This window comes from Methylovorus sp. MM2 (assembly GCF_001648895.1).
GTDB lineage: Bacteria > Pseudomonadota > Gammaproteobacteria > Burkholderiales > Methylophilaceae > MM1.
Genome location: NZ_LXUF01000011.1, coordinates 410596 through 437201, shown reverse-complemented (window position 1 = coordinate 437201; position 26606 = coordinate 410596). Strand labels below are relative to the sequence as shown.

Below are 26606 nucleotides of genomic sequence, written 5' to 3'. Positions count from 1 at the left end.
TATCTCACTAATAACCTAACGACGTTCCACCATAAATAGCATAAATAGCCCTGCTATCAGGAATAGCAGGGTGGGCATTACCGCGCTAAACAGGGCTGACCAGTCATTCAATAATCCCAAATGAACGAATACCCGATTGAGCACCTGATAGGTAATCCCGAGCATGATGCCAGCAAAGATTTTGGCACTTGCCCCCCCTGAGCGCTGTTGTAAGAAGCCAAAAGGCAGCGCGAGTACCACCATCACCAAGCATGCAGTTGGGTAGACCATCTTTGACCACAACGCGATCTCATGGCGTGAGGTTTTCTGCTTATTGGCACTTAAGTGGCGAATAAAGAAATAGAGATTCCACGCCGACATCTTCTCAGGTACTACCAGTAACACATTCAATAATTCAGGGCTGATGAGTGATTGCCATTTCGCTTCCGGGTAAAAACTGGTTTCTACCCGGTTTTGGTCAAAATGCGTCTGCGTGACGTCTTTTAGCTGCCAACCTTTGTCTTCGAATCGACCACTTTTGGCGTTACTGATGGTGCGCAAGCGAAACTCAGGATCAAACTCGTAGATATGCACATTGAGTAAACCAGCATCCGGCAATATATCTTCTACATTGACGAAACTGTTGCCGTCTTTTACCCACAGCCCTGAACGAAAATCCTGTGCGACCACGGAGTCAGTCGCCTGTACCCTTAATCTTTGTGCCGTTTTTTCACTATAGGGCGCTACAAGCTCGCCGACAACAAATGTAATCACGGCAAAGATCAGCCCAACGCGTAATAAAGATAGCGCGATGCTTGAGATAGGGATGCCACTGACACGCAGAATAATCAACTCAGAATGGCGTGAAAACTGGCCCAGTGCATACATCGTGCCGACCAGTACTGCTACCGGCACTACTTCATAAACGTGTCCTGGGATGCTCAGTAAAACGAATAACAAGACTTTTTCAATGCCATATGTGCCTTTGCCGATGTTCTCGAGCTCTTGGATCAGGTCGAAAAAAGAGAACATAGCAAGCAGAGCTACCATCACCAGCATGATGCTGGCGATGATTTCCTGCGATAAGTAACGTTTTAAAAGTTTCATTGTTTATGCACGCCACAATCTAGGGATCAGTGGCAATTGGAACAGGCGGCGGTAGAACATATAGACAGTAAACAGCAAAAAGAAAATATGCACTGGCCACAAGCCGACCAATGGACTCAGTTTTCCTTGTGCTAACCATGCTTGCATGATGCTAAGCAGATTGTTATAGATGATATAGATCAATAAGGCCATCATTAGGTTGGCTGAGCGGCCAGAGCGCGGATCGACAAAACTCAGTGGAATCGCAAGCAGCACCAGAATGAAAGCGGAGATCGGCAAAGCAAGGCGCCATTGCATCTCGGCATTGTTGGCTGGGTTACGATCCTGTAATAGATCTAGGCTGCCTTTTGATTGCGTGCTTGGTGGGTCTTGCTTGACCTCGGCTGGTTCTATGCGGATCGCATAACGCTCAAACTCGGTTTTGGAGTATTCCGCTGTGTCAGGTTTACCTTCATAACGGCGGCCATTCTCCATGATGAGAAAGCTATCGCCATTTTCCTCTGTCTCGCGATAACCATGGTTTGCTACGACGATGCCTAAGCGTTGATGCTGTACCGATTGCACAAAGATATTCTTAACCAGATTGCCTAGTTCATCGAAGCTTTCTACGAAATAGACACGGTCTGCATTGCGTGATTCCTTGAATACACCGGGACTGATAGAAGCTAACTCGTCGCGACTCTTTAGCTGATCTTTGAAATCTGAACCTTTTTGCGTAGCCCAAGGCGTCACAAACAGACTTAATAGGGCGATCAATACGATAACAGGTGTGGCAAATATGATCACCGGCCTGACCCATGTGGCGATACCGATGCCGGAGCTGAACCACACGACCATCTCGCTATCCCTATGCCAGCGGGTCAATGTGAGCAGCACCGCTAAAAATAATGTCAGCGACAACAGCATCGGCAGGAACTTCAGCATGCTAAAGCCTAACAAAGTATTGATTGCGTCACTCGCAAGGCTGCCACGTGCTGCAATACCGATATAGTAGGCAACCCGTTGTGCAATGACGATACCGAACAACACCATAAAGGCACCGATAGCGGTAGTCACCAGCTCTTGCAGTAATGAGCGTTTGAAGAGCAGCATACGTTTATTTCAATATATTTATAGTTAACAAGTTTGATTTAGGACAAAAACGCAGGATAATTCAATCAGGATGTTAATGCAGGATTAGCCCAAAGGACGAAGTGAATGGAATTTAGCATAAAAAACGGTAATCCGGAAAAACAACGTAGCGATGCAGTCATCGTTGGCGTATTCGAATCACGTAAACTCTCTGCCGCCGCAGTTGCAATCGATCTTGCCGCCGAGGGCTATATTACCGCAGTTTTGCGTAGTGGGGACCTTGAAGGCAAGCTGGGTAGCAGCTTGGTGTTGCATAGTGTGCCCAATGTGGCTGCCACACGTGTGGTATTGATCGGTTTGGGCAAAGAGCGTGAGTTCAAAGAGCGTGAGTATCGTCAGGCTGTGCGTGCTTCAGTCCGTGCTTTGGCAAGCAGTGCTGCGGCGAATGTCACTACTTATCTGGCTGATATTCCAGTCAAGAAATATGACGCAGCCTGGAAAGTCGCGCAACTGGTGGAAATCGCTCAGGACAGCACCTATCGATTTGATGCGACCAAAGGTAAAGATAACAAAATAAAAGATACTAAAGGCATTAAGAAACTGGTCATTAGCGTTGCCAAAAGTGATGTAAAAAAAGCCGAAGACGGCCTTAAACAAGGGCTGGCGCTCGCTTCTGGTATCAGCTTTACAAAAGACCTTGGTAATCTCGCACCTAATTACTGCACGCCTACATATCTTGCTGATCAGGCAAAAGCCTTGGGTAAGACACATGGCCTGCAAGTTGAAGTGCTTGAGCGTGCGGACATGGAAAAGCTCGGTATGGGATCTTTCCTTGGCGTTGCACAAGGGAGCGTTGAGCCACCAAAGTTGATCGTGATACAGCACAAAAAAGGCAAAAAGAATCAAAAACCAGTCGTACTGGTAGGTAAGGGCATTACATTTGATACGGGTGGCATCTCATTGAAGCCGGGGGCTGAGATGGATGAGATGAAATACGATATGTGCGGTGCTGCAAGCGTATTTGGCACGATGAAGGCGATTGCCGAGATGGAGCTGCCCTTGAATGTGATCGGCATTATCCCGACTTGCGAAAATATGCCAGACGGTAATGCCATCAAACCGGGCGATATATTGACCAGCATGTCAGGCCAAACAATTGAGGTATTGAATACAGATGCTGAAGGCCGTCTGATTTTATGTGACGCGCTTACCTATGCTGAAAAGTTCGATCCAGCGGCTGTTGTTGATATCGCTACCCTCACGGGCGCTTGTGTGATCGCTTTGGGGCATCATGCCAGTGGTCTTTTCAGTAATAAAGATGGTCTTGCGAAAGAGTTACTGGATGCTGGTGAAGCAGCACTTGATCGAGCATGGCAGATGCCACTTTGGGATGACTATCAGAGTCAGCTGGATAGCAATTTTGCTGATATCGCCAATATTGGCGGTCGTGCTGGCGGTAGTATCACAGCAGCATGTTTCCTTTCCAGATTCACGAAGAAATACGATTGGGCGCATCTGGATATTGCAGGCACAGCGTGGAAATCCGGCAAAGATAAAGGTGCAACAGGCCGCCCTGTGCCATTGTTGACTGAATTTTTGATAAAGCGCGCAGCAAAATAACGCATGACACGTATCGAATTCTTTTTTAACGTCGAGCATAAGATGCAGATAGTGGCGGACCTGAGCGAGAAAGCATTGGGCAAAAATAGACGCCTGATGGTGTTTAGCCCCGATGCGGCATCAGCCGAAAAGATGCAGCAGTTCTTATGGACCCATTCGGCACTGAGTTTTATGCCGAGTTGTCGCCCAGAAAGCCCATTGGCAGATGCAACACCGATTATTGTCGATTGGCAGGGAACGCAACTGGTCCATGACGATGTGCTGGTTAATATGCAAAACCAGCATCCGCCATTTTTCAGTCGCTTCCGTCGCTTGATTGAAATCGTTGGCAATGATGAAGCCGATAAAACTGAGGCAAGGCTACGTTATAAGTTCTATCGTGACCGTGGCTATGAGATAAGAACGTTTGATTCCAATGGAGCCAGCCTGTGAGTAATTTGATAACGCAAGATAAGCACGAGCTTGCAAAAGTACTAAGCCGTATCAATGCCTTGACGCAAAACCAGCCTGTTGCCCCGGTGCCTATTGTGGATGCGCCTTCCAGCGATATCCCTGTGTTAACCGAAGTGTATGTGGGTGAGGCAGTTGCTGGGGTAGTTACTGCTCAGGCACGTTCAGGCGTACCGACGCTAAACGAGGAAGTCACTATTGATTCGGTAGTAAGCGAAGACTTGGTAGATAGATTGCTGTTGGAAATGGCACCCAAGATCAAGTCTTTAGTGAAAGACGCCGTCATGCAGGAGCTGGTGAATGCCAAAAAGACGGTAGTTCCCCGATTAGAAAAAGAAGTAATGCAACTATTGCGTCAGCATCTGGAGGCGGTGCTGAAGCAATAGTCCTCAGAGTGCCTTATGCATTCCCCAGTAATTCAGCATATGCCTGCGCGCTCAGCAGGTCTTTTGATCCTGAATCATCACCCGCAGCAATCCTGAATATCCATGCATCATAAGGATTTTCGTTGATGAGTTCAGGGTTGCCTTGCAGCGCTTCATTGATTGCTGTCACTACGCCATTGAGTGGCGCATGCAAATCTGAGCCTGTTTTGACTGACTCAACCAATCCACAAGGTTTACCTATTTCTATCGTTGCTCCTACTTTTGGTGGCTCAACATAAACGATGTCACCCAACAAGTCTTGGGCGTAATCCGTAATGCCGGCTAGGAAAGAGCCATCTGTTTCTTGGATGACCCATAAATGGTCTGCGCTATATTTTAGATTCTCTGGAATTTTCATAATAGGTAATGTCGGTTGGTTGATTATATTTTCTCATAAATTGAGAGTGTGTCATTTTTGCAAAGGTATTTAAGTTATTTTGTAAAGTAACGCACGTATCTTGATGACAAATTGGAATATTTTCGATAATATCCATCGACGCTTTGGTGAAAGAACGGCTGCAATGATACGAAAACTAATACTCATAGGTGTGACATTAACCTTGATAATGCCGTTTATCCCTCTCCAAGCTGCAGAAAAATATACGCCAAAACTTAGCAAGTCTGGTTCTAGCAAGCAGACCGCGAGCAAACAGCCAAGCAAGAAGCAAGTCGTCGCTAAGCACACTGTCACCAGCAAGCGTATTCTGGTGACTATCCAAGCTGATAAAAAATATCAGGTTCAGAAAGCCAGCTACAACCGCGAAAACGCATTCCCAAATGAAGATGATAACGTGACTGGTATGCCACGGCTAGCATCATCTAAAGCCCTGATCGTTAATCAGGAAACTGGCGAAGTGCTGTACGCGAAGAATACCGATCAATCTACACCTATCGCCTCTGTGACCAAGCTGATGACAGCAATGGTGATGTTGGATGCCAATCTGCCGATGGATGAGTTGTTGAGCATCGATGAAGCCGATGTCGATCTGCTCAAGGGCACAAGCTCTCGTTTACGGGTGGGCACTGTGCTTACGCGTGGTGAGCTGTTGCAATTGGCTTTGATGTCTTCTGAGAATCGTGCTGCTAGTGCGCTGGGTAGAAATTATCCCGGCGGTTTGCGTGCATTTGTTATTGCGATGAATACCAAGGCTTTGATGTTAGGCATGGCGCATTCACGTTTTGTTGACTCAACAGGTTTGAATAGCAATAACGTCTCGACCGCTGCAGACCTTGTGCATATGGTACGCGCGGCTTATCAATATCCGCAGATTCGCCAGATCACTACCACAGGCTCTCAATTGGTTGCTGTGAATGGAATGCGTAACCCTGTTAGCTTTGTGAATACGAATATACTGGTACGCAATAGTGATTGGGTGATCGGCTTATCTAAAACAGGGTATATCAGTGAAGCTGGACGTTGTCTTGTGATGCAGGCTGAAATCGCAGGTAAGCCGATGATTATCGTATTGCTTGATTCTGACGGAAAACTTGCACGTATAGGCGATGCTCAGCGCATTCGTAAATGGATTGAGAGCAGCAATGTATTCAAGCCATATCTTGGTTGAGTGTTCATATCTGGGCTAAGTATTCAGCATCGATACCCAAATAAAAAAGCGGCTTAGGCCGCTTTTTTATTTCCTACCACAAGCCATTATTTATTTGGCTATTTATTATTTTGCCGCGGGTTTCTTCTTAGGCGCTGCTTTTTTAGTGGCAGGCTTTTTCGCAGCAGGTTTCTTTGCCGTAACCTTAGGTGCAGCCGCTTTCTTGACTACTGTTTTTTTCTTTGTAGTGCCTTTGCCACCTGTTGCAGCTTCTTTCGCTGCTTTGGCCGCCAAGAGTTCAAGCGCTTCATCAAGTGTCAGGCTTTCTGGTTCTTGGCTCTTTGATAAGGTCGCACGTATCTTCCCATGCTGAACATAAGGGCCATAACGTCCGGAATAGATCGCGATGTCACCATCCTCAGTCGGGTGTTTGCCTAGCTCCTTGATCGGTGCAGGGCCGGAGTTAGCCTGAGCCAGCAGCTCAACAGCACGTGGCAGGTCAATATCGAAAACGCTATCACTTCTAGGGATAGATTTAAATTTGCCATCATGATTCACATAAGGGCCAAAGCGGCCGATATTGGCAATGATCTTTTTATTCGTCTCCGGGTGTTGGCCTAGGTCACGTGGTAAGGCAATCAGTTTGCTGGCGACTTCCAGATTAACATCCGCTAACGCGATATCTTTAGGAATACTGACGCGTTTTGGTTTCTTTTTTGCGTCTTCTTCAGGCAAGCCAAGCTGCAAGTAGGGGCCATAAGGGCCGACTAATAGTAAGATGTCTTTGCCGCTAGTCGTATCAACGCCAATCTTGGTCGGTTCGCTACCGATAGCTGCGCCTTCACCATTGATGCTGCGCTTGTAGTCGCACTTCGGTGTGTCGTTGTAGCCTGTACAGCCAATGAAACTGCCATAGCGACTGAGTTGTTTGGAAAGCGGCTTGCCGCATTTCGGACAGGCTTCATCTATCAACTCGGTACCCGGGCGTTCAACATCTTTCTTTGCATCGATCTGGTGATTAAAGCCTTGCCAGAAATCATTTAATACTGGCAGCCATTCACGCGCACCTTCCGCAATATCATCCAACTCATTTTCCAAGTTGGCGGTGAAGTCGTAATCCACGTATTTCGTGAAATGCTCGGTGAGGAACTTGTTGACGACGCGGCCAACATCCGTAGGCGTGAAGCGTTTTTTATCCAGTAGCACATATTCGCGATCTTGCAGCGTAGAGATGATGCTGGCATAAGTGGATGGACGGCCGATGCCGTATTCTTCAAGTACCTTCACCAAGCTGGCTTCTGAATAACGAGGCGGGGGTTCAGTAAAGTGTTGGCTACCGAATATTTTGCTTACATCGAGTATCTCGCCGGTTTCAAGGTGTGGCAGCTTGCTTTCACCTTCTTCTTCCTCATCATCGATGCCTTCCATATAGACGGCGATAAAGCCGGGAAATATCATGGTTTGGCCAGTTGCGCGGAACAGATTAGCATCAGAACCGATAGCGAGATCTACGCTGACTGCGTCGAATCTGGCTGGTGCCATTTGGCAAGCGACCGCGCGCTTCCAGATCATTTCATATAGCTTGAACTGTTCAGGTGTCAGTACCGCGCGCAAACTTGCGGGCGTGCGGCTGATATCAGTTGGTCGAATCGCTTCGTGCGCTTCCTGGGCGTTTTTGGCTTTGGTTTTGTACATGATGGGTGCTTTAGGCAGATAATCACCATCAAAATTCTTCTTGATGTAATCGCGTATCTGCATCACTGCTTCTGTAGCCAAGCTAAAAGAATCGGTACGCATATAGGTAATCAGGCCGACGGCACCACCACCTACGTCAATACCTTCATATAGTTGCTGGGCGATACGCATTGCGCGGCTGGTCGTAAAACCCAGTTTACGTACGGCTTCTTGTTGTAGGGTAGATGTCGTGAATGGCGCCGCTGGGCTACGGTTTTTTTGTTTCTTCTCTACACGCGAAACAGTGGTCTTACCTGCGCTGGCAAGTAAAAGCTTACCTACGATCTCTTCTTGTTGGTTTTGGCTCGTGACGGTGAACTGTTCGACTTTTTTGCTATCGAGCTGCACCAGCTTGGCATCGAAAGCATGCTGATGTTTGCGTGATTCCAGATGGATCGTCCAATATTCCTGACTCTTAAAGGCTTCAATCTCAAGTTCGCGCTCAACGATTAGCCTTAATGCAGGGCTTTGTACGCGACCGGCAGAAAGTCCGCGGCGAATCTTTTTCCATAGCAGTGGGGATAAATTAAACCCGACCAGATAATCTAAAGCGCGGCGAGCTTGCTGTGCATTCACCAATGGCATCGAGATATCGCGCGGCGAATCAATGGCGTTCTGCACTGCGCTTTTGGTGATCTCGTGGAATACCACGCGCTTGAGTATCTTGTCTTTAATCAGTTTTTTGGTTTTGAGAATCTCAGCGATGTGCCATGAAATGGCTTCACCTTCACGGTCAGGATCGGTTGCCAGATAAATGGCATCGGCTGCTTTGACTGCTTTGGCAATCGCATCCACGTGCTTTGAATTGCGCTCGATGATCTCGTATTTCATCGAGAAATCATTCTCTGTATCTACCGCCCCACTTTTAGGGATAAGGTCGCGTACATGGCCGTATGAGGCGAGCACTTCAAAATCTTTCCCCAGATATTTTTTCAGGGTTTTTGCTTTTGAGGGCGATTCAACGATTAACAGTTTTGACATGTAGGCTAAGTCATTTAGGTAGACAAGAGTGGCAGATAATAAGAGTAAATTAGGCGCTAGACAAGAAAAGTTGGTGTAAGAAGTTGTTTCAAGGCGGTTTATGACACTAAAAACAGCACTTGTTTTGCATTTTGTTTTCTATAAACCATGCGCTTGAGGTGCCTGTTTTTATTAAGTTGTAGTGCAGCAATTTTAAATCGCACACTTTTATAACTGATAATCAGCCTGTTATGATGCAGGCATGAAATCTACTGCTAGATACTTTTATATATGGTTGGCGATATTAGTATCGCTGATATTTATTTTGGAGATTCGGTGGTTTCATCTATTGCAGCCACTTGAGATGCGTCTTTCTGACGCAATGATTGCTCATCACGCCTTACACAGCCAGCCGGATAAAGATATCGTGATTGTTGATATTGATGAGCGTAGCTTGGCGTTAATGGCAGATAGTGTGGGTCGTTGGCCTTGGCCCCGCTCATTACATGCGGAGTTGATCGAAGGGTTGGAGCGGCAACAGCCGCAAGCGATCGTGTTTGATGTGTTATTTAGCGACCCTGACCTGACAAGACCTGCAGATGATGCTTACCTTGCTGAAGTTGTACATGCGCAATCTAATCTATATTTCCCTATGCTGTTACTGCAAGGCAATGAAAAAGGCATTCCACTTGCAGAGTTCTCGGATGTTTTAGGGATCAGCCCCGGCAGTGATGCAAGTGCCGATGCGATGGTCAGCATGGTATTACCTTTGCCTGCGATGTTGGAAAGCCGCAAGTTAGGCACGCACAACGTAGTGGCAGATGATGATGGCGTCGTACGTAAATACACGATCTATAACGACGTGTTGGGATGGAAGATTCCTTCGTTACCATCCAAATTGGCTACTGAGCTTGGCTACTCATTGCCGACTACACCGGATATCCAGCTAAATTGGCACGGCCATGCTTTAAGTTATACACGTGTCTCCTATGCAGATGTCTATAACGACTTGCAGCGTAGTAAACCAACGCGTACCAATAATGAGTTCACTGGCAAGATCATCATCATAGGTGCCACTGCCAGTGGTTTACATGATGTGCGGGCTACGCCAGTCGATGGTTTTTATCCAGGTGTTGAGATATTGGCTACGGCGATAGATAACCTAAAAAATGCTAATCCACTTGTATTGGTTAATGAGAAAGTGATTTTAGGTTTCGGTGTTTTGCTGATAGAAGCATTAGGGCTGATATTTATCAGGTGCCGATCTTTATTACGCATTGGGATCACCTTAGGTGTTGTGAGCGGCGTCTCTTTGGGCGCAGGCTACTGCTTATTAAATCTGCAATATATTTTCTATGTCCTGACGCCTTTGGTATTTGCATGGGTGTATTACTTGGCCGCTGCGTTCATGGAGTATCTCAACGAACGTAAAGCGCGTGAATTGGCGATTGCTACATTTGGCCGCTTTCTTGATCCGCGTGTCGTAGAAGCTTTAGTCGCTCGCGGAGAAACCATGCAATCCATGAGTGGTAAAAGTTCTGAAATCACCGTGCTGTTCTCTGATATTCGTGGATTTACGACGATGTCAGAACACAGCACGCCTGAGCAGATCGTCGCATTCCTGAATACTTATTTTGGTGCGCAATCTGAAGCAATCTTTGCTCATGAAGGCACGCTGGATAAATATATCGGCGATGCTATCATGGCTTTTTGGGGAGCGCCGGTCACGCAATCAGATCACGCATTGAAAGCTGTTGCTGGGGCTTTGGATATGAGTGAAAGGCTAGATGTATTTAAGCAAGAACATGGCGAGATTGCTAAAGATATCGAGATAGGTATCGGTGTGCATAGTGGTCAGGCGGTTGTCGGATTCATTGGCTCTGAAAATCGGCAGGATTACACGGCGATTGGCGATACAGTGAATCTCTCCAGCCGTATCGAAGGATTAACAAAGGGGATAGCTCGCGTGTTGGTTTCCCAAGAGACGCGTGATCTATGTTTGCAACAGTCAGGGAGTGTGCATTGCCCATTTGAATTCATCGATTGTGGTAGTCATGAAGTCAAAGGGCGCGCGCAGCCTGTCAGGTTATTTGAACCCAAAAGGGTTCGAGCATAAGAAAAGCAGACGATGAACATTAAATATCTATTGGTCGCCGCACTATTCATCTTTAGCAGTTGGTGTGTTATGGCAGCAGAAGATGCAGCAACGACCTTGATCGCTACCGATATTCGCCAAGAGCCTTTTATCGATGCGCAGGTCATTACTAACTTGCCTGTGAATACCTCACTCAATGTCTTAAAACGACAAGGCGGATGGATTCAAGTAAAGGCAAATAGCGGCGAGCAGGGGTGGTTGAAGATGACGAGCGTTCGCTTGGGTGCAGGCGCGGGAAATAACAAAGGAGACAGTGGCTTTAGTTCTTTATTTAATGTTGCGCGCAGTGGACGATCGGGCAATACTGGCGTTACTGTTACAACAGGCGTGCGAGGTCTGAGTCAAGAAGATCTAAAGAATGCCAGCCCAGCACCCGACGCTGTTAAAAAGATGGATGCTTTCCCTAAAGGTGCGAAAGAGGCGGAGTCCTTTGCTAGTGCAGCAAAACTGCAAGCCCAGCAAGTAGATTATCTTGTTGAGAGTAAGCCGATCGCCGAGGCGACCAAATCATTTTTTGGTGGGAGTCGCAAATGAAAAGGTTGATCATATCGATTCTTGGCATCGCTACGATTTCACTAGGATTGCATGTCCATGCATTCGACTTGAGTCTTGATAATCTTAATGTCGACAAGTTGATGAGTATCGCTAAAAAGACGCAAGATTTAAAACCTGTCGATGATAAAGGCGAGTTTGAGATCGGCAGTGGCGTGGCTGCTAACCTGCTTGGTGCCGCACCTTTAGTGCAGGACGAAAAACTACAAGCCTATGTCAATCGGTTGGGTTGGTGGCTTGCGATACATACTGAGCGACCTGATATTCCGTGGCATTTTGGTGTACTTGATAGTGATAGCGTCAATGCTTTTGCAGCACCGGGTGGTTATGTGTTCGTGACCAGAGGTTTGTTGTTGCGTATGCGCAATGAGGCTGAATTAGCAGGTGTCTTGTCACATGAAATATCGCATGTGCTTAAGCGCCATCATTTACAGGCAATTCAGAAAAGTGCTCAAACTGGTTTGTTGGCGGATATCGCTAGTATTGCGGTGAGTGATAGCCAACACGCAGAGCTCGCACAAAAAGCGATTGGTGCGGGTACAGAACTTTACTCGCGCGGGTTGGATAAAGACGATGAGTTCGAGGCTGATCGTATGGGCGTGGTCATCGCGGCGCGTGCTGGGTATGACCCCTATGGCCTGCCATCAGTATTGCAGACGCTGGAGGCCATGAATGCGCAAGATAGCAGCTTAGCATTGATGTTTAAAACGCATCCGGCGCCGCAAAAGCGCCTTGAATTATTGGATGCTGCGATGGGGAGTAGTCTGGATAAGTATACAAGCCAGCCAGTTGTCGCTGATCGCTTTGTTAAAGTCGTCGGTGATTACGCAAAGAAATGATGCTGGGCGCATCGACTCCGTTGTTGATTAAGCAGTGTTGCGTTTAAATTCAATCCGCTTACCGTCCGTGCCAGCGAGTGACAAAGCGCCATTGTCTTCTTTGGCAATATCGCCGAACAATGGGTCTTCATCATCTGGGTCGGCTTGTGACATATTCTTAAAGTCGTAAAGCGCTGTATCGGCCAAATGCGATGGCTCAACATTCGTAATCGCACGGAATATATTATTGATGCGTCCCGGTTGCTCACGCTCCCAATCATTCAGCATTTCTTTTATCTTTTGACGCTGCAAGTTCTCTTGTGAGCCGCAAAGATCACACGGAATGATGGGGAACTCCATTTGACGTGCATAGCTGGCGATGTCTTTTTCAGCGCAATAAGCTAATGGGCGAATGACTTGGAATGCACCGCGGTTGGTCGCAAGTTTTGGTGGCATCGCTTTTAATTTTGCCCCAAAGAACATATTGAGAAATAGTGTATGCACGATGTCGTCACGATGGTGCCCAAGGGCGATCTTCGTGGCGCCTAATGCTTTGGCGGTGCTGTAGATGATGCCGCGTCGTAAGCGTGAGCAAAGTGAGCAGGTTGTCTTGCCTTCAGGAATCTTCTCTTTCACGATGGAATAGGTATCCGCTTCCACGATACGGTATTCCACCCCAAGTTTCTCCAGATAGGCGGGCAAGATGTCGGCAGGGAAGCCCGGCTGCTTCTGATCCAGATTCATCGCGATGATCTTGAAATCGATAGGCGCGCGCTCTTGTAATGCCAGTAATATCATCAGCATTGCGTGTGAATCTTTACCGCCGCTCATACAGACTAAGACCGTATCGCCTTCCTCGATCATGTTGTAATCGCCGATCGCCTTGCCTGTCGCACTGATGAGGCTATTGCGCAAACGGACGAAATTTCCCGATGCGTTATCTGGTAAGTGTTTAATCATAATGGGTATTCTACAGGCTTTGTGACTTGCAGGCTAAACGCGCGTTACAGATTCAACGACCTGCCGCCATCTACTGCGATGATCTGCCCGGTGATGAATGGCGCATCCTGAATCAGAAAACGTACCGCTTTTGCGACATCATTACCTTCGCCGATGCGTTTTAATAGTGTCTGCGAGATGACACGTTGACGATATACCTCATCGAATTGTGGGTTATCTTCTGGCCATAGAACGGGGCCAGGGGCTACTGCATTCACACGTACTTCTGGGGCAAGCTCATGCGCCAATGACTTGGTCAAGGTGACTAAGCCAGCTTTGGCAACGCTATAGACGATGTAACCTTTTTTAGGGCGCTCAACGTGCATATCCGTGATATTGACAATACAACCAGACGTTTTGCGTAACTCAGGTGCCGCTGATTGAGAGAGAAATAAAGGCGCTTTCAGATTAGAACCCAGTAAGTCTTCCCACTCCTGCTCACCGATCTGCCCAAGCTCGGTAGGGTAGTAGCTAGAGGCATTATTGATCAATACATCGAGTTTGCCGAAATGTTTGACTGTTTCTGCAATCAAGCTGGGGGAAACAGAAAGGTTAAGCAGATCACCTTGAATGATGGCAACCGAATTAGGGCGTTGCAGGTTAAGCTCGGACTGCAACGCACGCGCCTCACCCACCGAGTTGCGATAATGAATCATCAATTGTGCGCCATCGGCATGCAGCAAACGGCAGATGGCTGCACCTACTCGCTTGGCACCGCCGGTAATCAGTATGACTTTATCATGCAGACTTGGTAGTTCTTGTTTCACATATCTTCCTGAGAATGACGTTTTATAACAAAACGTTCTTGATGCTTATCATGCCATTATAATCCACTATGACTATGAAAATTTCATCACACAGCGCTTTACCGATGCCAGATATCGACGCGATTGCGTACAGTAAAAAACTATCGAGCCTAATACAGGCTGAGATAACAGAATCTGGTGGTTGGATCAGTTTCTCACGCTATATGGAGCTTGCGCTTTATGCGCCGGGGTTGGGTTATTACAGCGCAGGTAGCCAGAAATTTGGCGAATCAGGCGATTTTGTCACAGCACCTGAAATATCTCCATTATTTGCGCAATCCCTTGCTAATCAGGTCAGGCAGGTCTTGGCGTTGACTGATGGCGATGTGCTGGAGTTGGGTGCTGGCACAGGCAAGTTGGCGGCTGAACTTCTACTGGAGCTACATCTTTCGGAGTCATTACCTGCACAATATCTGATTCTTGAAGTCAGCGCGCATTTGCGAGGTGTCCAGCAACAAACCCTTCAGCAATGTTTACCTGAAGATATCTATAGCCGTGTGATGTGGCTCGACGTTTTGCCAGAGAAATTTAGCGGAATAATTCTGGGGAATGAGGTGCTCGATGCTTTACCAGTGAACATTCTCAGCAATACGTCTGATGGGTCGCGAGAGTTGGGAGTGGTTTGGAACGGGGCATTTGAATGGCAAGCGCGTGATTTATCGGGACCGCTCTATGAATCAGCAAGTAAACTTACTTTGCCCGATGATTATGTGACGGAGATTTGCCCAGCTACGAGCGGGCTGATTTCGAGTTTAAGTCGTATCTTGCAGCAAGGCGTGATTCTGATGATCGATTACGGTTTTCCACACCGTGAGTATTATCACCCACAACGTAATCAAGGCACGCTTATGTGTCATTATCGACATCATGCGCATGGTGATCCGTTTGCCTATATTGGTTTACAAGATATCACTGCCCATGTCGATTTCACCGCTGTTGCGATTGCTGGTGTAGAGAGTGGGACGGAGTTGTTAGGCTTTTCTTCGCAAGCGCAATTTCTCATCAACTGTGGTATCACCGATATTCTCACCCGCTATTCGCCGCATGATATTACGCGCTATGCGCCTTTGGCTTCGCAAGCACAAAAGCTGCTTTCCCCTGCTGAGATGGGGGATCTATTTAAAGTGATTGCCCTTGGTAAAGGTATTGCTGAAGACCTTGTCGGATTTATACAAGGTGACAAGCGGCATGCTTTATAAATGCATGCCGCTACCTTCCGGTATAATCGCCGCTTTTGAATTTCTGCCCTAGTGTATGGAAAAAGAACTGTTAACCCCCGAAGAACTTAAAAGACGACCTATTCGCAGTTTTGTATTGCGGCAGGGGCGGCTGACTGTTGCTCAACAGCGCGCGATCGATGAGGTGATGCCTATCTTCGGTGTGCCATATGCACCAGCGCCCATCGATTTAAATGTCGTATTCGGTCGTGCAGATAGCCCAAAGATATTGGAGATCGGTTTTGGCATGGGCGAGAGTACAGCCTATATCGCCAACCTTCAGCCAGAACGTGACTTTTTGGGTGTCGAAGTCCATACGCCGGGTGTAGGCAGTTTGCTTAAGCAAATAGATGAGTTAAAACTTAAGAATCTGCGCATCATCCAGCATGATGCGGTAGAGGTACTGAAGCATATGGTGCCGGATGCCAGCTTGGATGGTGCGCACATATTTTTCCCTGACCCTTGGCATAAAAAGCGCCATCACAAGCGTCGTTTGATTCAGGCTGAGTTCGTCAAATTACTTTGTAGCAAGCTTAAAGTTGGCGCTTACTTACATGTGGCGACTGATTGGCAGGAGTATGCCGAGTGGGTGCTTGATGTGTTGAAACAGGAGCCGTTGCTTGAAAATACTGCGCAAGATTATGCGCCTAAGCCAGATTACCGTCCGTTAACCAAATTCGAAAACCGTGGCATCAAGCTTGGTCACGGCGTGTGGGATATTGTTTTCAAGCGCTGTTAAGACGATATCAGGGGTCATGTTGCAGATGAGACTTCTGTTGGGTCTTCTTCCGGATCGGTAAAAAGCCAGCTACCAATGATTTTCTCCGCTTCTTCCACGCCTTGCTTCTTTAGGCTGGAGAAGAGTTGAATGGTGCAATTGCCCCATGTCTCAGTCAATTCTTTCTTCACTGCCTGCAAGACCTGATTGGCTGAATTTCGTGAAAGTTTATCTGACTTTGTCAGCAATACATGAATCGGTCTGCCGCTAGGGCTAAACCAATCCAGCATCTGTCGATCAAGAGGTGTCAGCGGGTGGCGGCAATCCATCACCAGTACTAATCCATTCAACGTAGAGCGATAAGATAAATAGCTCGCTAACGTCGTCTGCCAATGCTTGCGCATGGCTTCGGGTACTTTTGCATAACCATACCCCGGCAAGTCGACCAGAAAGCGGTCACCACCCAAGCTAAAGAAGTTGATCAGCTGCGTGCGCCCCGGTTGTTTACTGACGAATGCGAGGCGATTATGGTTTGCCAGTGTATTCAGAGCGCTCGATTTACCCGCATTGGATCGACCTGCAAAAGCAACCTCTACGCCCGCTGGGGGGGGCAGGTCACTGAGGTGGTGAGCCGATATATAAAAAATAGCGTTCTGGAACAGCGGCATGAATTAGGTCAATCAGTTGGGGTAAAGGGCAAAAATACTACCACGAAGTAGGGTTTTTCGATAAAATAGTCGGTTAAAAATTAAGGTTATTTACTCAGTAGCTTGTTATCTTAGCTGGTTTGCTTGAAGGAGTGGGTATGAGTTTCCGTAATATCGCGGTGCTAGTTTTGAGTCTGGGTGTTCTAGCCAGCGTATCGATCGCGCAAGCAGATGATGTAGCGCCAATTCCTCTGCCCGCTGCTGCTGCAGTCTGTGCCGCTTGTCATGGCGCTGATGGTAACAGCATGATTCCCGTCTACCCAAAACTAGCAGGGCAGCATCCTGAATACCTTGCCAAGCAATTGAGCAACATTAAATCGGGTGTGCGTATGAGTCCGATTATGGCTGGTATGGCGGCACCACTTAAGCCGGAAGACATCACTGCCATTGTCGCTTACTTTGGTGCGCAAACCATGAGAGCAGGTACCTCTGCAAGCAATGGTGCTGGTTCAGTCGGTGAGAAGATATTTAAAGGCGGTATCCCTGGTGTCGGCGTGCCAGCCTGTACTTCATGTCATGGGGCCAGTGGTCAGGGTCTAGCACCTGAGTTCCCGCGTTTAGCTGGTCAGCATGCGGGCTATATCACTGCGCAGCTTCAATTGTTCAATAGCGGTGCTCGTGCCAACGATGCCGCGAAGATGATGCGTATGATTGCCTCTAAAATGACCCCTGAAGATATGGCCGCTGTTGCGGATTATATCCAGGGCATGCAATAGAGATAGGTCACAGATATGTGATGAATGAGGGTGGCGTAAGCTGCCCTCTGTTGTATCAGGCAACTGATCTCACATGGCGCTGTCAGACTCTCACCTTATTTAATTGACCCAATTTTGACCCCCTCTTTACCTATCTCAAAGCGTCTATACGAGTTATTCAGTTCGATGCGCTTGGCTGTCACCTTGCTGGTCGTGATTGCTATTGCAGCGATTATCGGCACCGTGCTCAAGCAGAATGAGCCTTACTCCAATTATGTGATCCAGTTCGGGCAGTTCTGGTTCGACTTTTTTGAAGTGCTCGGTTTATACGATGTCTATCACAGCGCATGGTTTCTGCTGATCCTGCTTTTTCTATTGATCTCTACCAGCCTTTGTATCTACCGGAATTCTCCTATCATGCTGCGCGAATTGCGCTCTTTCCGCGAGAATACGACTGAGAAATCGCTGCGGAATTTTGAACATCAAGCTGAATATGCCTCAGCGTATCCGGCTGAGGAGGCGCAACAACGATTACTACAATTTTTTACTCTACGTGGGTTTCGTTTTAAGACACAAACGCAAACCGATGGCAGTGTGCTGATGGCTGGCAAGGCGGGTAGCTATCAGCGCTTAGGTTATATCTTCACACATGTGGCGATTGTTGTGATCTGTATTGGCGGGTTGATCGACGGCAATGTACCTTTCAAGGCGCAAGAGCTTTTGGGCTATAAAAAAGTCGAGACACTGGATATACCAGAAAGTGAAGTGCCGCAGGAAAGCCGCATGGGTGTTTCGAATCTTTCATTCCGTGCCAACCTGACTTTGCCTGAGGGTGCCAGCGGTAATGTCGCGCTGATGCGCATGCGCGATGGATATCTGGTGCAGGAGCTGCCTTTCCGTATTGCACTCAAGCAGTTCCGTATAGAACACTACGCGACAGGGCAGCCCAAATCGTTTGAAAGCGATCTGGTCATTATCGATCCTGAATTAAAAGCCCCTATCGAACATACTATCCGCGTCAATCATCCGCTGATCTATAAAGGCATCGCCATTTACCAATCCGGCTTTCAGGATGGTGGCTCAAAGCTGAATCTGGATGCGTGGGGCTTGTTCAATACCAACCCCAAACCACTTGAGTTGACTGGCAATGTGCTTAAGTCACTAACTCTAGGTGAAGGTGCGGATGCACTTAAGGTGGAGTTCGACGATTTCCGCTTATTCAATATTCTTAATTTATCTAAAGATGGTAAGGGTAAGCCTCATAACGTAGGGCCCAGCATCGTATTCAAAGTGCGTGATACACAAGGCCAAGCGCGTGAATACGTGAGCTACATGAATCCTTTGACGTTGGATGACCGTTTGTATTTTGTCTCCGGCATGCGCGGTATGCAGCAGGATGAATACAAGTATTTGCGTATCCCTGCTGATGAAGACTATAGCGTGCAGGGTTTTATGCGTCTGCGCGCCACGATGTTTAATCCGGCGATGTACGATGAGATCGCGAAACGTTTCTCGAGTAATGCGTTATCAGATCATGCGGGTGATCTTGCTTTGCGTAGCAAGTTTGAAGGTAGCGTGAAGCAGTTGCTGGAAGCTTATGGCTCAGGTGGATATACACGCATTGCTACATTGATCGAAAAATCTGTACCAGAGGCCGAACGCGAAAAAGCGGCGCAAGCCTATTTAAAGATTATCGCTGGCGCTACTTATGAGGCTTATAACTTGAGCCGTGAACAGGCTGGCTTAAAACCTGTGGTAGCTGATGAAGCGACTGGCATCTTCTTGCAAGATAGCTTGAATGCAATGAGTGACCTTTATTTTTATGGCGCACCGTTCTACTTGCACATGACTAACTTTGAACAACGTCAGGCAAGCGGACTGCAATTGACCAGATCGCCAGGTAAGGTCTTGGTTTATTCTGGTTCGATTCTGCTGGTGCTGGGTATCTTCTCAATGATCTATATAAGAGAGCGCCGTATGTGGCTCTTGCTTAAATCAAATACGAACCAGATAGTGTTTGCGATGTTTTCTAACCGCAAGACGCGTGATTTTGATATGCAGTTCGGTGAATACCGCGCGCAGATACAACGCTTATTGAGTGCATCCGAGTAACTTAGCTGTGATATATCATTCAAAGATAAGCCTCAAAAGCCGGCAGCCGATAGAACGACTGAAAACTTGAAGATCAGGAATAATGATGAATAGCTTGTTGATAGATGATGTTCCCCAGCCACTTCTAAAACGCCTGCACTGGCATGACTGGGTATATGCATTGCTATTGCTGGTAGGTGCTGTATACGCCTTTAGCCAATATGGCGTTTATATGGATGCTTACGAAACCGGTTTCTTGTTTGGCGCTGTCATTGTGTTTAGTGTGCTTGGCTGGCAATGGAAGCCGATTCGTTTATTGATGATTGCAATCGCAGCCGTCAGTCTATTTTCTATTAGTTTGTATCACGGTGATCTTGAGCGTGCGGATCATGCATTCCTGCTCAAATTCCTTATCTCCAGCCAATCTTCTATCATGTGGATGAATGTGCTGTTTGTGTTGGCGATGCTTACCTATTGGTTTGCTCTTTTCTCACGCTCTATTTTTTCTGGAAAAGTGGCGACTAGCCTCACCTGGCTGGCTGTGTTGATGGGGTTTGTCGGCCTCATGGTGCGCTGGTACGAGAGTTACCTAATCGCGCCAGAAGTCGGGCACATCCCTATCAGCAATCTGTATGAGGTTTTCGTGTTGTTCTGTCTGATCACCTCGTTGCTATACCTCTATTACGAGCGTCGTTATGAAACCAAGCAGCTTGGTGGGTTTGTTTTACTGGTCGTGAATGCAGCAGTGGGCTTCATTCTTTGGTACACCTTTGATCGTCAGGCGCAATCCATTCAGCCGCTAGTGCCTGCCCTGCAATCCTATTGGATGAAGATACACGTACCAGCCAACTTTATCGGCTACGGTTCATTTTCGCTTGCTGCAATGGTAGCAAGTGCTTACTTGCTGGCTAGTCGCGGTATCCTTGCCAGCCGCTTACCAAAACTTGAAGTACTTGATGACGTCATGTACAAGTCCATCGCCGTTGGGTTTGCTTTCTTTACCATTGCGACCATTCTTGGCGCCATGTGGGCAGCGGAAGCCTGGGGAGGCTATTGGTCTTGGGATCCTAAAGAAACATGGGCGCTCATCGTCTGGCTCAATTATGCAGCATGGTTACATTTGCGCTTGGTTAAAGGCCTGCGTGGTGAACTCTTGGCATGGTGGGCATTGGTTGGTTTGCTGGTCACCACGTTCGCTTTCCTTGGTGTCAATATGTTCCTGTCAGGCTTGCACTCATACGGCGAGCTTTAGAGCTAGCGGCGGTATATCCTGAATTTAACACCGCCGTTCAGGTTCTCAGCCAGCGTCAAAGTGTAGCCGGACTGTTCCGCCTGTCTGCCCGCGTGATACAGCCCAACGCCTAAACCATTCTCAGAGCCGATCTGCTTTTTAAATAATTGCTCTGCGATGTTTGACGGCATTGCTTTACCCGTATCCGTTACCTCAACGCAAAAACCATCTTCTGCAACGATCTCCGCTTTAATGGTGATGCTGGTATCCGATTTACTTTTCTCAAGTGCATTCTGTAGCAAGTTTTCCAACACGCTATCCAGTAATTCTGCATCAACCTCAAATGCCGGGATTTCATTGGCAACAAACATAACTTTGTGTTGAATATATCGTTCTTTTAATGCGTTCCACCACTCCAATGCCGGTGTCTGCTGGGTAGTTTCTTTTTGCGGTTCCTGTAATTTTTCCAGTGTGCGTGCCAGTCGCTGGTTTAATAAAGGTAATTGGCGACGTAGCAAAGCTAATAATCGGTCATTGTCCGCTTCTGGGGTATGTTCTGCTGCATTGCAGAGCGCGCTCATGGATTGCACCAGGTTCTTGATGTCATGTGTCAGGCGTGACCCTGTTTCATATATCGCCTGCATATAGACATTTTGCTTTAAGGTCTCTTCACGTCGCTTTGCCTCGTAGAATTCATTCAATATCTGCCCAAGCAACTTCAGGTGAATTGTCAATGCGGGGGTCAGGGGGGCGTCGGTGTGGATGCTGATATGAAATTCCTGAAAATCAAGATTCGATAAATGTTGTGTCTGGTTACCGATGGTGCCAGCACCATCGGCAGTGCCCCAAGTCACGCCGCTCACCCAAGGCAGTGCTAACACTTCCTGCATGGCTTTATTAGTGAACTCCTGCGGGCTGGATTCTTTATCTGCAAGCTCGGCAATGCTTTTCACCCACTGCTCGAAAGGTAATCCAACACTTAACAGATAGCGCGATAGCAGGTGGCCTATACCGACAAATCCTGAGCGTGGGTTCCATAACCAACTAATCACTACCAAGGCTGCTGCAAGACCTAATAATGTTTCAAATATGATCTCGGCATACATCGCCTCACTGGATGCCTGCACCGCAAAAGCACCAAGCACGAGAATGATCGCAAGCAGCAAAAGCAGTAAGGTGTAGAAAAAATCCAGAATAGGCGGTTGTCCACTGTCGGCTTTTGCAATGCGAGTAAACAAAATACCGAGTGGCATTAGCGGCAAGCAATAGATCACGACCAATCTCGCAGCTGCAAGCTCTGTCGTGTTGTGCAATAGTTTTGGCACCACCCACATGAGCAGACAGGCAAGCATATAGCCTGCCGCTAGTAAGTAGCCAAGTCTTGCGCTTTTGGCTTGTGTAGAGAATATGCGGCCACCTAGCAATGCAAAAAGAACAGATATCCAGAATGCAAGCAGCCACCAACTTAAGAAAAACACCATGACGACCACACCTGCACTTAAAAGTGCTAATGCCGGTACTGAAGGTTTTTCTTGTGTGCGCCAAACAGGCTGCCAAAGCAAAAAGAAACCAAAATGGCTGATAACAAGTGCCGTCTGAAAAGTGCTATTCACGCCCGCAATCAATATTGCATGTAGAGATAGCAGCATGAGGGCTAGCTCCCACTGATGGCGCATCAACGATCTAATTTTTCTTTTAAAGTTGCCTATCATCGTGGGTTAGGTTTTCTAAAATCTGTCATAAAATTGTCAGTGTTGATGAAATATTGACGCAGTATTGCTATTAATCTTGCTTAAGCTACCTAATTAGGTGATGTTTTATCATGTTTTGCTTAAATTCGATATTGGCACGCGATTTGCACCATAACTCAAAATTATTGACATTGTTCTACGCGCAATCAGGCGTTTGAATTTATCGGTGTGCTTAAGGATTAGGATAGCATAATGAAAAAGCAGTCTGGGTTTACGTTGATCGAATTGGCGATCGTACTGGTGATTATTGGTTTATTGCTCGGTGGTGTTTTGAAGGGGCAAGAGCTAATAAATAATGCTCGCGTTAAGAATATGGCTAGTGATTTTCGTAATATTCAAACGTATATATATGGATATCAAGATAGATTTCGAGCTTTACCTGGGGATGATCGGGCGGTGATCGCCCATTTGGGGGCATTGGCCACTCCTGCTGCGAATGGAACCCAGAATGGTTTAATTGAAGGCGCATGGGATTCTAGCGCCATAGGCGATGAGTCTTTCTTGTTTTGGCAGCATGTAAGGCTTGCAAACCTTGCGCCTGGGCCAACTAATACGGCTGATGCAAACTATCGGCCCCGTAATGCGAATGGCGGAAGCATTGGTATTCAAAGTGTGGCTGCTTTTAACAAAATTACTAATATGACAGGTTCTTTTGCCGTATGCTCTGATGGTATTTTGGGGACAGCTGCTATAGATCTTGATGTGTTAATGGATGATGGGGATACATCAACAGGGTCAATGAGAGCGACTCCAACAGCAGTTACAGGCGCTGCCGCAACGGTGACTGCTAATATTATTCCTGCTAACGCATACACAGTATGTATGGCATTTTAATGAATGTTGTAAAAAAGCCCGCTTCGGCGGGCTTTTTTGTTTTTAACTTACGTATTGGTACAGAATTGCTTTAAAATAAGCAGAATTACAACACTACCAATCACCATGTCCGACAACATCGTCGAAATCGACAATCTCTCTTTTGGCTATAAAGGTCGTTTGCTACACAAAGGCATCAATATGTCTTTTGCCCGTGGCAAGGTGATTGCCATCATGGGCGGCAGCGGCAGCGGTAAGACAACGTTGTTGCGGTTGATTGGCGGACAGCTAAAGCCCACACACGGAAAAGTGTTGGTGGATGGCGAGGTCGTGCATAAGCAGAATCGTCACGGTCTTTATCTATTGCGTCGTAAAATGGGCATGTTATTTCAATTCGGCGCCTTGTTCACTGATTTGTCCGTTTATGAAAATGTAGCATTCCCGATTCGCGAGCATACCGATTTACCGGAATCTATCGTGCGTGATCTTGTCATGATGAAGCTGAACGCGGTTGGTTTGCGTGGTGCGCGTAACCTCATGCCAACTGAGCTTTCTGGCGGTATGGCGAGACGTGTAGCTTTGGCGCGCGCGATTGCCCTAGATCCCGCGATTATCATGTACGACGAGCCATTCACTGGTTTAGACCCCATTTCTATGAGCGTGACCTGTAACCTGATCCGCAGTTTGAACGATGCGCTTGGCGCCACGTCTATTCTCGTGACGCATGACGTAAAAGAGGCATTCTCGATTGCGGATTACGTGTATATCGTGGCCAATGGCGTGGTAGAAACTGAAGGTACGCCAGATGATTTACGTAAGTCCGAGTTGCCATTTGTGCACCAGTTTGTGCATGGCGAGGTGGATGGTCCTGTGCCATTCCATTATGCAGCACCTGATTACAAGAAAGATATGTTGAGAGGCCATGATGCTGAGTAAGGTATCTAGCGCATTGCGTGGTATAGGTCACCGTCTGATTGATCGTGTTTGGCGCTTTGGCTCTGGTGCGCGCTTCTTTGTTTATACGCTGATTTATTCGGGCGAGAGTTTTCGTCGTCTGCACCTGACGATTCGTGAGATTTATTTCACTGGGGTAATGTCTCTGATTATTATCCTTGTATCAGCTTTTTTCGTGGGCATGGTGTTAGCCTTGCAAGGCTATAACACATTGCAGAAATATGGTTCGTCTGATGCGATCGGTGTATTGGTTGCCTTGTCGCTAGTGCGAGAACTTGGCCCGGTAGTGACTGCCCTGTTGTTTGCAGGGCGTGCTGGCACAGCCATCACGGCTGAGATTGGCCTCATGAAAGCAACAGAGCAATTGTCTGCGATGGAGATGATGGCGGTAAGTCCTATTGCGCGTGTTGTGGCTCCGCGCTTCTGGGCTGGAGTAATCTCGATGCCATTATTGGCTGCCATGTTCTCAATGGTAGGTGTGCTAGGCGGCTATCTCGTGGCAGTGCCGTTGATCGGTGTGGATAACGGGGCGTTCTGGTCACAGATGCAGGCTAATGTGGATTGGCGTGTGGATGTTGTCAATGGCGTCATCAAAAGCTTTGTCTTTGGTGTGGCTTGTACGATGATTGCATTGTTTGAAGGTTTCGATGCGCCGCCGACGGCAGAGGGCGTTAGCCGTGCTACGACCCGTACGGTGGTCAACTCGTCGCTTGCGGTTCTGGGGCTGGATTTTATTATGACATCGTTCATGATAGGCGCGTAATAAAGGAAAATAAATGGAACGTACAACGATAGATTTATGGGTAGGTATCTTCGCGGCGGCAGGTGCGGCGGCTATTTTCGGTTTGGCGATGAAAGTCGGTAATCTGACTTCCGGCACGCTTGGAGAAACTTATTCAGTCAGTGCAGCTTTTGAGAATATTGGTGGTCTAAAGCCACGAGCACCTGTGAAAAGTGCAGGTGTTGTAGTCGGGCGTATCAGCAGCATCCAGTTCGATAACAAGACATACGAAGCTGTTGTAACTATTAGCGTGGATAAGCGTTATAGCTTTCCTAAGGACACATTTGCCAATATCTATACGGCTGGCTTGCTAGGTGAGCAATATATCGGGCTTGAGGCTGGCGGTGATGATGAGGCACTAAAGAACGGTGATAAAATCACCCATACGCAGGATGCAGTAGTGTTGGAAAAAATGATCAGTCAGTTCTTGTACAACAAAGCTTCTGACTCAGAAGATAAAAAATAGGCGAATATATGAAAAGTTTGATGAATTGGTTCTTAAGCTTGACCCTTATTGCATTCTCTAGCGCTGCACTGGCTGAGATCGCGCCAGATGCGCTTGTTAAATCAACCGCAGAAGATGTCTTGGCTATCGTCAAAAAAGATAAGGATATTCAGGCTGGCGACCAGAAGAAAATCTTCCAGCTTGCTGAAGAAAAGATTCTGCCAAACTTTAATTTTGACCGTGTATCCCGTATGGTGCTTGGTAAAAACTGGAGTGGTGCCACTAAAGAGCAGCAAGATGCTTTTCAACGTGAATTCCGTACGTTGTTGATTAGAACTTATGCTTCAGCATTATCTAAATACAAGAATCAGACGCTGGAATACAAGCCTTTGCGTGCGCAACCAGAAGACAAAGAAGTGACTGTTAAGACGTTGATCTTGCAACCTGGTGGTCAGCCGATTGGTGTCGACTACAGCTTAGAAAAAGGTGCAGATGGCTGGAAGGTTTATGACATCGTGATTGAAGGCGTTAGCTTGGTGACTAACTATCGCGGCCAGTTCAGCAATGAGATTCGCCAGTCAGGCATGGATGGTTTAATTCAGAAGCTAGTTACCAAGAATAAAGAGGCTGCCCCTGCTAAGTAAGCAGGGCGCTTAAATCTGAAAGAATTACCTTTGGCTCAAATTACACTGCAAGATGAACGCTGGTTGATTAGCGGGGCAATGACAATGTCGAATGTTAATGCCCTGCTTGTCGAGGCCGAAGCGTTGACTATGCCAAAAAAATTCGAGATCGATCTTAAGGATGTGTCTGACGTCGATACGGCTACGATTGCGCTGATATTCGAGTGGTTGCGTAATGCGCATGCGCAGAAATGCAAAGTCGTCTTTAGTAATTTTCCTGCGAACCTGATTAGCCTCGCAACGCTTTACGGCGTTATCGAACTTATTCCGCAAACTGCACATTAAGCTTTAGGCGTTCGC

At 47.2% G+C, this 26606-nt stretch carries 26 protein-coding genes; 18 read left to right on the top strand and 8 right to left on the bottom strand.

The genetic code is table 11. The annotated features are described in order from the left end of the window. Positions 1-15 precede the first annotated feature (15 nt). Together lptG and lptF are read right to left on the bottom strand one after the other, a co-directional pair. Positions 16-1086: an LPS export ABC transporter permease LptG gene (gene lptG, locus A7981_RS09880; RefSeq protein WP_067267560.1), complete on the bottom strand. Its 1071-nt coding sequence runs from the start codon at positions 1084-1086 to the stop codon at positions 16-18. 3 nt (positions 1087-1089) lie between these two features. Further along, positions 1090-2178, bottom strand: a complete 1089-nt coding sequence (gene lptF / locus A7981_RS09875; protein ID WP_067267559.1) for an LPS export ABC transporter permease LptF — start codon at positions 2176-2178, stop codon at positions 1090-1092. A gap of 105 nt (positions 2179-2283) precedes the next feature. On the opposite strand from lptF, the gene A7981_RS09870 reads away from it, so the two are divergent. From A7981_RS09870 to A7981_RS09860, 3 genes are read left to right on the top strand one after another with little or no spacing between them, the layout of a single operon-like run. Next, entirely contained in the window at positions 2284-3777 is a 1494-nt protein-coding gene (locus A7981_RS09870; protein ID WP_067267558.1) for a leucyl aminopeptidase, read from the top strand. Between the two features lie 3 nt (positions 3778-3780). Then, complete coding sequence (locus tag A7981_RS09865; RefSeq protein WP_067267557.1) at positions 3781-4209, top strand: DNA polymerase III subunit chi; 429 nt, start codon at positions 3781-3783, stop codon at positions 4207-4209. Next, the gene (locus tag A7981_RS09860; protein ID WP_067267556.1) at positions 4206-4613 is read left to right on the top strand and encodes a hypothetical protein; all 408 of its coding nucleotides are present in this window, start codon (positions 4206-4208) and stop codon (positions 4611-4613) included. The genes A7981_RS09865 and A7981_RS09860 overlap by 4 nt, the downstream gene beginning before the upstream one ends. 13 nt (positions 4614-4626) lie before the next feature. On the opposite strand, the gene gcvH is transcribed toward A7981_RS09860, so the two are convergent. Further along, positions 4627-5010, bottom strand: a complete 384-nt coding sequence (gene gcvH, locus A7981_RS09855; RefSeq protein ID WP_067267555.1) for a glycine cleavage system protein GcvH — start codon at positions 5008-5010, stop codon at positions 4627-4629. Between the two features lie 163 nt (positions 5011-5173). Here gcvH and pbpG point away from each other — a divergent pair, with 163 nt between their 5' ends. After that, entirely contained in the window at positions 5174-6217 is a 1044-nt protein-coding gene (pbpG, locus tag A7981_RS09850; RefSeq protein WP_067267910.1) for a D-alanyl-D-alanine endopeptidase, read from the top strand. 105 nt (positions 6218-6322) lie between these two features. On the opposite strand, the gene topA is transcribed toward pbpG, so the two are convergent. After that, on the bottom strand, positions 6323-8911 hold the full coding sequence (gene topA, locus A7981_RS09845) for a type I DNA topoisomerase (protein ID WP_067267554.1): 2589 nt from the start codon (positions 8909-8911) through the stop codon (positions 6323-6325). A 241-nt stretch (positions 8912-9152) separates the two neighbouring features. On the opposite strand from topA, the gene A7981_RS09840 reads away from it, so the two are divergent. From A7981_RS09840 to A7981_RS09830, 3 genes are read left to right on the top strand one after another with little or no spacing between them, the layout of a single operon-like run. After that, positions 9153-11006 (top strand): CHASE2 domain-containing protein, encoded by a 1854-nt coding sequence (locus A7981_RS09840; RefSeq protein ID WP_067267553.1) that lies wholly within the window; start codon positions 9153-9155, stop codon positions 11004-11006. 12 nt (positions 11007-11018) lie between these two features. Further along, positions 11019-11579, top strand: coding sequence for an SH3 domain-containing protein (locus A7981_RS09835; RefSeq protein WP_067267551.1), 561 nt, complete (start codon positions 11019-11021; stop codon positions 11577-11579). Beyond that, positions 11576-12436 carry a M48 family metallopeptidase gene (locus A7981_RS09830; RefSeq protein WP_067267549.1) on the top strand — a complete coding sequence of 287 codons (861 nt, stop codon included), beginning with the start codon at positions 11576-11578 and terminating at the stop codon, positions 12434-12436. Before A7981_RS09835 ends, A7981_RS09830 begins: the two co-directional genes overlap by 4 nt. Positions 12437-12463: 27 nt before the next feature. On the opposite strand, the gene ttcA is transcribed toward A7981_RS09830, so the two are convergent. Then, complete coding sequence (ttcA, locus tag A7981_RS09825; protein WP_067267546.1) at positions 12464-13375, bottom strand: tRNA 2-thiocytidine(32) synthetase TtcA; 912 nt, start codon at positions 13373-13375, stop codon at positions 12464-12466. A gap of 44 nt (positions 13376-13419) precedes the next feature. Further along, positions 13420-14160: a pteridine reductase gene (locus tag A7981_RS09820; protein WP_067267909.1), complete on the bottom strand. Its 741-nt coding sequence runs from the start codon at positions 14158-14160 to the stop codon at positions 13420-13422. 89 nt (positions 14161-14249) lie between these two features. Here A7981_RS09820 and A7981_RS09815 point away from each other — a divergent pair, with 89 nt between their 5' ends. Both A7981_RS09815 and trmB read left to right on the top strand, forming a co-directional pair. After that, positions 14250-15419, top strand: coding sequence for a class I SAM-dependent methyltransferase (locus A7981_RS09815; RefSeq protein WP_067267543.1), 1170 nt, complete (start codon positions 14250-14252; stop codon positions 15417-15419). A gap of 55 nt (positions 15420-15474) precedes the next feature. After that, entirely contained in the window at positions 15475-16176 is a 702-nt protein-coding gene (trmB, locus tag A7981_RS09810; RefSeq protein ID WP_067267541.1) for a tRNA (guanosine(46)-N7)-methyltransferase TrmB, read from the top strand. Between the two features lie 14 nt (positions 16177-16190). Here trmB and yihA read toward each other — a convergent pair whose 3' ends face one another. Next, positions 16191-16823, bottom strand: coding sequence for a ribosome biogenesis GTP-binding protein YihA/YsxC (gene yihA, locus A7981_RS09805; protein ID WP_067267538.1), 633 nt, complete (start codon positions 16821-16823; stop codon positions 16191-16193). A 137-nt stretch (positions 16824-16960) separates the two neighbouring features. On the opposite strand from yihA, the gene A7981_RS09800 reads away from it, so the two are divergent. The 3 genes from A7981_RS09800 to ccsB all read left to right on the top strand — a co-directional run bounded on the left by A7981_RS09800 (position 16961) and on the right by ccsB (position 20900). Next, positions 16961-17578 carry a c-type cytochrome gene (locus A7981_RS09800; RefSeq protein ID WP_067267535.1) on the top strand — a complete coding sequence of 206 codons (618 nt, stop codon included), beginning with the start codon at positions 16961-16963 and terminating at the stop codon, positions 17576-17578. 165 nt (positions 17579-17743) lie between these two features. Further along, positions 17744-19669 (top strand): cytochrome c biogenesis protein ResB, encoded by a 1926-nt coding sequence (locus tag A7981_RS09795; protein WP_067267532.1) that lies wholly within the window; start codon positions 17744-17746, stop codon positions 19667-19669. A gap of 82 nt (positions 19670-19751) precedes the next feature. Further along, complete coding sequence (ccsB, locus tag A7981_RS09790) at positions 19752-20900, top strand: c-type cytochrome biogenesis protein CcsB (RefSeq protein WP_371440354.1); 1149 nt, start codon at positions 19752-19754, stop codon at positions 20898-20900. Between the two features lie 2 nt (positions 20901-20902). Here ccsB and A7981_RS09785 read toward each other — a convergent pair whose 3' ends face one another. Then, positions 20903-22555, bottom strand: a complete 1653-nt coding sequence (locus A7981_RS09785; RefSeq protein ID WP_254258547.1) for a sensor histidine kinase KdpD — start codon at positions 22553-22555, stop codon at positions 20903-20905. Positions 22556-22822: 267 nt separating this feature from the next. On the opposite strand from A7981_RS09785, the gene A7981_RS09780 reads away from it, so the two are divergent. From A7981_RS09780 to A7981_RS09755, 6 genes are all read left to right on the top strand, one after another. Continuing rightward, entirely contained in the window at positions 22823-23464 is a 642-nt protein-coding gene (locus A7981_RS09780) for a prepilin-type N-terminal cleavage/methylation domain-containing protein (protein WP_067267525.1), read from the top strand. A gap of 105 nt (positions 23465-23569) precedes the next feature. Next, complete coding sequence (locus A7981_RS09775; protein WP_067267517.1) at positions 23570-24379, top strand: ABC transporter ATP-binding protein; 810 nt, start codon at positions 23570-23572, stop codon at positions 24377-24379. Next, positions 24366-25160, top strand: a complete 795-nt coding sequence (gene mlaE, locus A7981_RS09770; protein ID WP_067267514.1) for a lipid asymmetry maintenance ABC transporter permease subunit MlaE — start codon at positions 24366-24368, stop codon at positions 25158-25160. Before A7981_RS09775 ends, mlaE begins: the two co-directional genes overlap by 14 nt. Before the next feature lie 13 nt (positions 25161-25173). Continuing rightward, the gene (gene mlaD, locus A7981_RS09765) at positions 25174-25644 is read left to right on the top strand and encodes an outer membrane lipid asymmetry maintenance protein MlaD (protein WP_067267513.1); all 471 of its coding nucleotides are present in this window, start codon (positions 25174-25176) and stop codon (positions 25642-25644) included. Positions 25645-25652: 8 nt separating this feature from the next. Beyond that, positions 25653-26267 carry a phospholipid-binding protein MlaC gene (locus A7981_RS09760; RefSeq protein ID WP_067267511.1) on the top strand — a complete coding sequence of 205 codons (615 nt, stop codon included), beginning with the start codon at positions 25653-25655 and terminating at the stop codon, positions 26265-26267. A 30-nt stretch (positions 26268-26297) separates the two neighbouring features. Further along, entirely contained in the window at positions 26298-26591 is a 294-nt protein-coding gene (locus A7981_RS09755) for a lipid asymmetry maintenance protein MlaB (RefSeq protein WP_067267509.1), read from the top strand. Positions 26592-26606: the final 15 nt, after the last annotated feature.